Genomic DNA, 9083 nt, shown 5'->3' with positions numbered 1-9083 from the left:
AAAAAGACTTCAACTTAAACCTCGACAACTTAAAAACCGAGAAAGACAACCTGCAGATCGAGAACAAAAAATTAAAAGAGTTTACGCGAAACCCGAATTATGAGATAAAAGAGAAGGGTTACATCGCCAAACTCAATTCACTTGAGCAAAGGATAAATATTCTGCAAAAGAACCGCGATAGTCTTGCAGGTTTGGTGGCAAATTTTCAGCTAAATATTGTTGAAGCGGATAAGTTAAACGCAGTTAAAGATAAGAAGAGGATTTTTGGTTATGGGTATGATTACCACCGTTTGGATCTAAGCAGGAAGAATTGACTGCTGCTAAGTTCACAATTACTCCTTCCCCTGGTTTTTAAAAAAATTAAAGGAAGCAAGCAAGAATAGAAATTGGTATTAATATAGCTCCTGCCGCATTAAGACGTCTCTAAAATTCAAGCAGAATAAGTAAGGATGGTAGTTAATAAGAAATAGAAACTTTAAAAACTCGCAAAAAAAAAGTTTGGTACAATAAAAATTCCTCAAAGACGTTTTTATCTAAATGCTTCAGTACAGTAATTAGCAAATTTAAAAACAGAAGGAATATGTTTAAGTCATTGTTTGTGCTGCTTTCAATACCGTTTCTACTAATCGTAATATCCTTTTTAGTTGTTACCTTATCGTTAAGTAAAATTTTCGAAAAAAGACAGGTAAATGAAAAAGAGGAAGTTTTAGAAAACGATGAACTCTCCTATTGTCTATCTAATAATTAGAAATGGCAAAAACGATGGCTTTTTCAGCTTTAGGATGGTGTGGAATACAATTGTTAAGCGATTTTTGCTCTGAGCTCTCCAATTGATGACTTTACCTGATTTCTTTCTACCTTAAAAACTACAGAAAAGAAATCATCTAAGATTTTATATGCAGAAAGGTTCTTTTCTGCGTATAATCGTGCGTTCTCGCTGTGTTCTTTTAACTCACTGTCCACAGAATTAATAATGGCATCTAGCAAAGCCTTCTCATTATCTGGCTCTACTAAAATCCCCATATTACCAGAACTTATCACTTCATATAAACTTGTACCCTTGCTGGCAGTAACAATTGCAACCCCGCCAACTGATAGAATTGTACTAAGCTTAGAGGGCATAACAAGGTCACCGGCCCCAGATTTTTGCAACACTAAATGTATATCTGCCACATTAAGAAAAGAATTAAAAGTTTTTATTGGTTGAAGTGGTAGAAAGAACACATTTTTTAAATTCAACTTCTCTTTTAAATGGATAAGATTTGCCTTATAAGGGCCAGAACCACATATAGCAAATTTAATATCCTTACGGTTCTGCAAAGACTTAGCACAATACAAGATTGCTTCTAGTCCTTGCTTATTTCCTATTGCACCCGAATACAAAATAATCTTATCTGTGGTATCGAAACCATAATTCGGTTTAAGATCATGTCTGTTAGCGACCGGATAAAAGGTATTTACATCAACCCAATTTGGAAAAAAAAGAACTTCCTTTTGGCACTTATTTCTTACTTTTTTAATCATTCCTACCGAGATGGTACTAACTATATCGGCATGTGACAGAATAAATTTTTCTATTGAAAGGAAGATATTGATAATGACTTTTGACTTTATAATAGCGAGATCACGAGCTGCATCAATTTGAAGATCTTGTATATGATATATGAACTCGCCTCCCCTTATTTTTTTATAAAGAATTCCTAATAATCCCATTTCAAAAGGCGGAGCAACAGTAATTACCTGGTTATATTTCTTTTTGAAAAGAAGTAGCATCATAACGAGATATGCGGAAAAAAAGAAGGAAAACTCCGAAATCATGCGATTTAAACCTGATGGATTTTTCGGAACAAAATGAGGACAGCGAATAACCTTTATTGGATTGCCATTTTTTACAATTTGGGTTTCGGTTTTATACCAAAAGCATTGTTTACCATACGAACTTTGCACCTTCCACTCCGGATAATAAGGATACGTAGTAACAACGGTGCAGTCATTCCCTTGTTCGGCCAACCATTTTATCATTTCCCCATTGTACTTCCCTATTCCCGTTGGCTCAGGAGAATAGTTACCGCCAATTAGAAGTATTCTTCTTTTAATCATGAAAAAATAATTAACCGTACTTTAATTAATAATAAAACAGAACGCCCTTTTTCTTAAAAAGAATTCATCAAATCAGGCCGTCCATACCAGAATCTTCCATCCTTCCGACTCAGTGCAAAAACTATGCTCGCTGGCAATGGTAATAAGCCTAACTGAATTCTATAAAGTATAAGACACTTTTTTTACCAAATAAGTTGGATTGAGACATATTTTAGATAAATCTTTCGTTATATCATTTCAACTTTTGATAAAGCGAAGTACTTATCTTAGTTTTTTGTGCCAAAAAAACATCAACAGTAGATATATTTTAATTAAAAACCTAATCTAAATAAAGTGTTTGATCTAGATTTTGAAGTCGCACGGGGAGAAACTCAGAAAGACGTAAATAAAACGATCTTAAAGTATTTAGGCAATAAACTTAATAAAACGGGAAGTTTTAAAATTCTTGACCTTCCGTGCGGTAGTATGCTGTTTGCGGGATATTTACGTAAAATCTTTCCAAATGCAGAGATAGTAGGAGCGGATATTTACGAACCTCGTAAAAAGGAGGCGGATTTTGTAAAAATGGATCTTACAAAAGACTTTGTATTACCAAAGGAGGAGCAATTTGATTTAATAACTTCTATAAGCGGAATAATGATGTTTGGTAATACTCTCAACTTTATAACAAGCTGTGTTGACCGATTAAGGGTTGAAGGAACATTCATTATTACTAATGATAACTCTGCAACAATAGTAGATAAAGTATTTTTTCTTTTATTGGGGCGATATAGATTATTTAAGCCCGTTTTTGAAGATGAAGAAACACTAACTCAAAATGTGCCTATCCAAGAGCTTTGTCGTATGTTAAGAATTAATGGATTGGAAATAGAAACAATTGAGTACACATCTAGCTATACTAAAGACCTAATTTTTCTTCCTATTGCTTTTTTGATTTACCCTATTCAGATGTTTTATCTGTACTATAAAACTAAATTTTCAAATCCCCTGGTCAAATTAATGTTTCCTTTTAAACATTACTTCTGCAGGCACTATATAATTATAACAAGAAAAGTATCGAACCCGGTTAGTTTAGAGAAGAGTATCATCGGCTAATTCTTTCTTTAACCTTAGATTTTACATATAATAACTGCCGCTGCAGACTTTTTATTTCTTCTTTTAACGAAAATTTTTCTCTCTCTTTCAAGCCGATAGGGAGAATTGTAAAAATTTCCCCTCCCCTCATATACGCTGCCGTGGCAGTTAGTATTCCGCTTTCTTTTTGTATTTGTAAAAAGTGACCATTATCGGCGCGAAGTAGAAATTTATTGGAGCGTAAGGGAACCAAATCGAATTTTTCGGTACTTGTAACTTGCTTTGCATTTAATTTAACTACATTTCCTTCTCCAGCTCCAATTGATAAAAATCGACCATCGGCGCCACTTAAGGCGAAACAACCTGTCAACATATCTTCTATATAAAATTCTCTGTTTAAATTACTATTCTTTTGTTCGACCTTTATTGTGCTATCTCCCGCTATACACAAATACTTACCAAAAGTGGTTTTTAAAGTGACTGTTAGCTTTTTCGCCGCATCTTCTTTGATAGATTGAATTTCATCTAACCGAACAAATTTGTATCCTTTAGCTTTTAACTTTGGAATAATTTGTCTTGTAAGCTCTAAGGTTTTGTTTTTAGGCTGCAAAAAATTCATGTCCGCTATCTCGTCATGCATAACAACAATCCCACGGCCCTTTTCCTCAATATCGTTTAGATATTTTTCCGCGGTTTTTTCTATACTAACGTCCTTTTTCCAATAAAAACAATCTATACCGGCTATGTCCCAATTTATAGGGCCAACATGATCGATGTTTGTGAGAAGATTTAAATTAAGATTGTTTGCAACTTCTTTAGACCACTTGCCGTACGGGCTTCTGAAATAAATAGTATTCTTTTTATTATACTTTTTAATTAAAGCATCGGTACGTAATACCTGGTTTTGAATGTCTCCATTTCTTGATAAATAATAAGGCATATCAGGATGCTCATACGTATGATTGCCAATGATATGCCCTAGTCTTGCTACTTTTTCTAAAGTTTCCTCATTTTCAATTGCATACTTACCTACCACAAAAAAAGTTGCTTGTATGTTTTCGTCAAACAGAAACCTGGCAATTTCGTAGGTGTCTTTTCCGGGCCCGTCGTCATAAGTTAAACAAAGTGATTTATAGGGAAGTTCTTTCCCGGTATATGGCTCTTCCCTGTACATGTTTCAATTTTTAACTAACCCTTCAAATCAGTTTTGAAATAACTGCAGGTATTGCCGGGCAACGGCTTTCTTATTTTGTTCTGACAAATAGTTCTGTAACTCTATATTATTTGAAGATAATCTAGGCTTACTCAATTCATCTAGCTCTTTTTTTAACAAAGATTCCAGTTCTTGCTGATTACCCATTTGGAAAAGTTTACCAAAATCCTTGACCGCCTCAGACAATCCGCCTGCATCGGCGGCTATTATTCTACAACCGCACGCCATGCCTTCCAGCGCTACTATACCGAAGCCTTCTTCGCCTATTGAAGGAATGATCATAGTATGATGTCTATTTAGAACCCTGGCAAGTCGATCACCTTCTAATATCCCTAAAAATTGAATATTTTTTTCGAGCTTAAAATTTTTAACCAGTTCTTCAAGTTTATTTCTTTCAGGCCCATCGCCGATAATGCTAAGGGTAAAATCAGAATTTAAATTTCGACATGCTTTTATTAATAAATCACATCCTTTCTGTGAGACCAACCTTCCTAAAAAAATAAATTCACGCTTTCTTTCCTCGTCGCTATAAATTTTGAAAATCTCATTATCATAACAATTGTAAATAATTTTCGATTCGGTATTAATATACTTTGCAATACAATTACTAACCGAGATATTCTCCGATGCCAGTTTTATGAGAAGCAATTTAATTCGGGTCTTTTTACTTTTTCTGTTACTTAAATAAAGATCGTTGTGAGAAATTATCCACCGTTTAAATGGACAAAATGGAATAAACCAAATACCTTTTAAAGAAAAGTTAGGCATGTAAAATACATCGCACCAAAAAAAGAGTAGAAAGACTTTTAGTAGATTAGGGTTATAAAGTACGTTAAGCTTTTTTTCTTTGCATTCATAACCTTGCCTGATAGTGAGATCTGCCTGAAATGTAATCACTTTAATTTTGTGGCCTACTTTTAGAAACTCTTCTATAAGATTATAAGTTTGATTCTCTAGCCCTCCGACAGAGGGATAAAAAGCAGTTGTAAAAACGAGGATATTCATTTTCCTATTAATAAATGTGCAACCAAATTTTACTTCACCATTTAAGAAGAGATAATTTCATTTTGTGCGGTAATAATTAACAACTATAAATGTACAACCGCATTTTATTTTTACTATCCAAGAAGAAATAATTTCACTTCGTCCGGTACCAGCTAACAAAATTGGTTTTAATTGGCCGCCAGCCAATAATGATGATCATAGAATATTGTAGAGGGATTTTATATGTGATCCAAAAAAGTACAGGATACTTCTAAATTAACGAAAATAATACAGCATGTACAATTGAAAATGTACATGCTGTATTATTTTTTTAAAATATATTTTGTAACTGTTTTTAGGGCTGTGATCGATTAGGATTAAGATAGTTTTACTCTAACTACCTACTTTACTTTAACAATTGCTTATTGAAACGAAGCTCTTTCCCCGAAAAATGGAACATGTAGACTCCTTTTGCTAAGCTCGAAGATAGGGGTACCGAATAAGTAAACATCCCTCCAACATGACCTATCACTTTCGTGAAAATAGTTTGGCCTGTACTTGTTAATAATGAAACTACGTACTCACCTTTTGCCAAATTGTTTGATTGAATAAAGATATTGTTACTAATTATTGGATTTGGATAGACATTTAAAGTTCCATTATTGGTTATGAATTTTACATAAACAACATTAGAAAAACGTATTTCCCCTGATTTATCTATAGATTTTATTCTGTAGTAATTATCTTCAGAAAAAGGAGTTTTGTCAAAGAACTCATAATCAGAAGAAACTGCGTTACCTTTTGCAGGAACTGTTCCGATAACTCTGAACTGCCTGCCATCGGTTGATCTTTCTACTTCATATCTATCCAGATTCAATTCTGAAGTAGCATTCCATTGAACCAATACTTCTTTATCAACCTGCGTTGCTTTCAAGCTGGTAAGTTGCACCGGTAAAGTAAGGGCATTAACGTTGGGAGCAACGATAATAGCATTTATCGTAAATAAGGGACTACTAACTACTGAACTTTCATCTCTTTGTAATGCTGCCTTTATTTTAAACCGCCAGTATCCTGCAGGTCTTGAAACATTACCTACATTTATCATTCCTGTAAACACAGCAAATGGCCCTCCGTTTACACTTACCAGTATCTCTGTAGTACCTAATGAATGAAAAGCTGTTAAGGTATTGGCTGCATCATCAGCGGAAAGATCAGGTGCAACTGGTGTAACTGTAATGGTAAATATGGGGCTATTCACTACTGCGCTTTCATTTCTTTGTATACTGCCTTTTATTTTAAACTTCCAGTAGCCTGCAGGACGAGATACATTACCGACATTTATAGGGCCTAAATAGGTTACAAAAGCGCCTCCATTCTCACTTACTACTATCTCCGAATTTCCAAGAGCATGGGTGGCAACCAAAGTATTTGCAATATCATTTCCTATAACTTCCGGAGCAGGAGGCGCGGTTGTAGCGGTAAATTCCGGACTGTTTATTACTGCACTTTCATTTCTTTGTAATGCGGCTTTTATTTTAAATTTCCAGTAGCCAGAAGGCCTCGATACATTACCTACATTTATTATTCCTGTGTAGGTTGCAAATGTCCCTCCATTCTCACTTACCAAAATTTCACGGGTGCCCAAAGTATGTGATGCAATTAAAGTGTTCGCACCATCATCACCGACTATGACGGGAGCATCAGGCGTAACTGTTACAGTAAATACGGGGCTGTTCACCACTACACTCTCATTTCTTTGTAATACTGCTTTAATCTTAAACTTCCAGTAACCAGCAGGTCGCGACACATTACCCACATTTATTAGCCCTGTATATGCAAGGTACGCAGCTCCATTTTCACTTACTACTATCTGCGTGCTTCCCAGAGAATGCGTTGCAGTTAAAGTATTGGCAACATCGTCGCCGGTAATTATGGGAGCATCAGGCGTAGCTGTAGCGGTAAACTCAGGACTATTAATAACTGCACTTTCATTTCTTTGCAATGCTGCCTTTATTTTAAACCTCCAATAAGCGGCCGGTCTTGATACGTTTCCTACATTTATTTGTCCGGAATAAGCACCAAACGCTCCACCATTTTCACTTACTAATATCTCTGCATTTCCTAAAGCATGAACAGCTATTAAAGTGTTAGCAGCATCATCCGGTATAAGTATGGGGGCATCGGGAGTTGTATTCGGGATAGTTACAGTAAAGGCAGGGCTGTTTGCAATTAAACTCTCATTTCTTCCAGTCGCAGTTTTTATTTTAAATTTCCAATAAGCAGCCGGTCTTGATACGTTTCCTACATTTATTTGTCCTGAATAAGCACCAAACGCACCACCATTTTCACTTACTAAGATCTCTGTATTTCCTAAAGCATGAACGGCTATTAAAGTGTTAGCAGCATCATCTGGTATAAGTGTAGGTGCATCCGGAGTTGTATTCGGGATAGTTACAGTAAAGGCAGGGCTGTTCGCAATAGCACTCTCATTTCTTCCAGCTGCAGCTTTAATTCTAAACTTATAATACCCAGCTTCCCTGTTTACGTTACCTACATTTATCAGTCCGAAATAAGCTGCAAATACACCGCCATTTTCACTTACTAAGATTTCTGCGTCTCCTAAAGCATGTGACGCGGTTAGGGTATTTCCTGCATCATCGGCAACAATGATAGGAGTAGCAGGAGTTATATTTAAAGTATTAATTGTGAAGGCAGGACTCGCAGCCAAAATGCTTTCATTTCTTCCTGGTGCCGCTTTAATTTTAAATTTATAATACCCCGCCTCCCTGTCTACATTACCTACGGTTATAGTTCCCGGATACTGTACAAATCCGCTCCCGTTTGCACTTACTACGATTTCAGAAGCTCCAAGAACATGAGATGCAGTAAGCATATTATTGATATCATCAATGGTAATGGTTGGAGGTGCCGGAGTAATATTTTGAATTGTGATATTAAAAGCAGGACTTTCAGAAACAAGACTTTCATTTCTACCTACTCCAACTTTTGTTTTAAACTTCCAATATCCGGCTGGTTTGGCAACATCGCCTACATTTATTTGTCCCGCATATGGTAGATAAGGACCTCCATTTTCACAAACAAGAATAACAGAATCGCCTAGAGAGTGCGAAGCAATTAAGATTTTTGCTCCATTATCTCCTACCACAATTGGCGCAGCAGGTGTAGTTGCAACAGGTAGAGTAGTAAACGTAAATTCTGGACTGCTGATCACGACACTTTCACTTCTTTGAAATCCTGATTTGACTTTGAACTTCCAATAACCGGGCGGTCTTGTTACATTGCCTACATTTATCTTTCCCGTGTAGGCCATGTAAGTTCCTCCGTTTTCAGATACTAATATTACAGAATCTCCCAGGGGATGAGAAGCTATTAAAGCCATCGTGGCAGCATTACCTACTACTGTTGGAGCAACAGGTGTTGTTATAATTGTAGTATTGGTAATAGTAAATTCAGGGCTGTTAACTATTACGCTTTCATGTCTTAAAGTGGCTGCTTTTACTTTAAATTTCCAATAACCTGCAGGTCTTGCAACGTTGCCTACGTTTATTTTGTTAGAGTATGCTGTAAATAAACTTCCATTTTCGCTAACCACTATAGCAGTGTCGCCAAATGTATGAGATGCGGCTAGGGTGTTAGCAATGTCGTCGCCACTAAGCGTTGGAGGATTAGGAGTAGTGGAGGTGGTATTAGA

Annotated in this window: 6 protein-coding genes; 2 read left to right on the top strand and 4 right to left on the bottom strand. The window is 35.9% G+C overall.

Annotated features, from left to right (window positions below; translation table 11 throughout):
• Positions 1-314: hypothetical protein (locus JWR87_RS12395; RefSeq protein WP_297820486.1), on the top strand; the 314-nt coding region annotated here is incomplete at its 5' end.
• Between the two features lie 487 nt (positions 315-801).
• Here JWR87_RS12395 and JWR87_RS12390 read toward each other — a convergent pair.
• Positions 802-2100, bottom strand: coding sequence for a WcaI family glycosyltransferase (locus JWR87_RS12390; protein ID WP_297820483.1), 1299 nt, complete (start codon positions 2098-2100; stop codon positions 802-804).
• A 333-nt stretch (positions 2101-2433) separates the two neighbouring features.
• Here JWR87_RS12390 and JWR87_RS12385 point away from each other — a divergent pair, with 333 nt between their 5' ends.
• A complete protein-coding gene (locus JWR87_RS12385; RefSeq protein ID WP_297820479.1) occupies positions 2434-3195 on the top strand; it encodes a class I SAM-dependent methyltransferase in 762 nt (253 codons plus the stop codon).
• Here JWR87_RS12385 and JWR87_RS12380 read toward each other — a convergent pair.
• The 3 genes from JWR87_RS12380 to JWR87_RS12370 form a co-directional block, all read right to left on the bottom strand.
• Positions 3185-4348, bottom strand: coding sequence for a polysaccharide deacetylase family protein (locus JWR87_RS12380; RefSeq protein WP_297820476.1), 1164 nt, complete (start codon positions 4346-4348; stop codon positions 3185-3187). The two genes, JWR87_RS12385 and JWR87_RS12380, sit on opposite strands and share 11 nt — an antisense overlap.
• Positions 4349-4375: 27 nt before the next feature.
• Complete coding sequence (locus JWR87_RS12375; protein WP_297820473.1) at positions 4376-5392, bottom strand: glycosyltransferase family 4 protein; 1017 nt, start codon at positions 5390-5392, stop codon at positions 4376-4378.
• A 385-nt stretch (positions 5393-5777) separates the two neighbouring features.
• The coding region (locus JWR87_RS12370) for a T9SS type A sorting domain-containing protein (RefSeq protein ID WP_297820470.1) at positions 5778-9083 on the bottom strand (3306 nt) is incomplete at its 5' end.

Origin of the sequence: Segetibacter sp. (assembly GCF_025963695.1) — a bacterium.
GTDB lineage: Bacteria > Bacteroidota > Bacteroidia > Chitinophagales > Chitinophagaceae > Segetibacter.
The sequence above is the reverse complement of the archived record's forward strand: the minus strand, read 5'-3'. Positions and strand labels throughout refer to the sequence as shown.

What these genes read in the sequence shown, in the direction of transcription:
- JWR87_RS12380 (WP_297820476.1), bottom strand. Translation starts at nt 4,348, where the DNA reads ATGTACAGGGAAGAGCCATATACCGGGAAAGAACTTCCCTATAAATCA.
- JWR87_RS12375 (WP_297820473.1), bottom strand. Translation starts at nt 5,392, where the DNA reads ATGAATATCCTCGTTTTTACAACTGCTTTTTATCCCTCTGTCGGAGGG.
- JWR87_RS12390 (WP_297820483.1), bottom strand. Translation starts at nt 2,100, where the DNA reads ATGATTAAAAGAAGAATACTTCTAATTGGCGGTAACTATTCTCCTGAG.